The 616-nt window shown below is 68.0% G+C and carries 1 protein-coding gene; it reads left to right on the top strand.

Translation table 11 applies throughout. The features are described from left to right. Nucleotides 1-36: 36 nt before the first annotated feature. A partial coding sequence (locus VTU_RS26215; RefSeq protein WP_236610649.1) for an Ig-like domain-containing protein occupies nucleotides 37-616 on the top strand: 580 nt, incomplete at its 3' end.

Here is a 616-nt window from a genome sequence, read left to right as displayed (position 1 = left end):
GTCGGCGACCCCGCTCCCAAGGGCGGCAAGCCCGCCATGCTCCACAACAACGCCGTCTACGGGAAGGACTTCAGCGGCCTGACGGGCGCGAACGACAGCGCGGCTCCCAAGGTACCCACGCCGCCCCGCATCACGATCGACGACAGCAAGCTCGCAGCCGGCGAACCCGCTACCGTCACCATCACCTTCGATGAACCGGTGAAAAGCGTCGAAGGCTTTGCCGGGGGTCCCGACGGCACGTTCAGTGAGCTGAGCAGCGCCGACGGTGGTCGGACCTGGACCGGCACGCTGACGGGCGCGAACAACACCGCTGCCCCCATGCCACCCATGCCGTTCCGCATCACGATCGACGACAGCAAGCTCGCAGCCGGCAAACCCGCCACCGTCACCATCACCTTCGATGAACCGGTGAAAAACGTCGCAGGCTTTCCTGAGGGCCTCCTGAACAGTCCCGACGGCACGCTCAGTGACCTGAGCAGCGCCGACGGCGGACGGACCTGGACCGGCACGCTGACGGGCGCAAGCGACAGCGCTGCCCCCAAGGCGCCCACGCCGACCAGCATCTCGATCGACGACAGCCAGCTCGCAGCCGGCGGCCCCGCCACCGTCACCATCA

The organism is Verminephrobacter aporrectodeae subsp. tuberculatae At4 (assembly GCF_000193225.1).
GTDB lineage: Bacteria > Pseudomonadota > Gammaproteobacteria > Burkholderiales > Burkholderiaceae_C > Acidovorax > Acidovorax aporrectodeae.
This window is presented reverse-complemented; position numbering and strand designations above follow the sequence as displayed.